This window comes from Arthrobacter sp. Y3221157 (genome assembly GCF_059089865.1).
Map to the genome: position 1 here is coordinate 1 of NZ_JBNHFD010000269.1, position 204 is coordinate 204.

Annotated in this window: 1 pseudogene; it reads right to left on the minus strand. The window is 64.2% G+C overall.

Annotated features, from left to right (window positions below):
• Positions 1–204 (minus strand): annotated as a pseudogene (purU, locus tag AC5RTT_RS20960) (formyltetrahydrofolate deformylase); the annotation flags it as partial.

Below are 204 nucleotides of genomic sequence, written 5' to 3' on the forward strand. Positions count from 1 at the left end.
ACTTGGAGACCATCACCAGGACCCGCTGCTGGGTCTGGTCATGGAAGCTGAACTTCATCCCGAACCGGTCAGCGATCGGGCCGAACTCGGCCGTGAGGGTCTCCGGGGTCAGGTCCGGGGACCCGGAAAACGCGGTCCGCAGGTGCAGGGTCTGGCGCAGGCTGTCATCGAACTGCTGGTGCTCGTCAATGTTGAAGCCCCGCT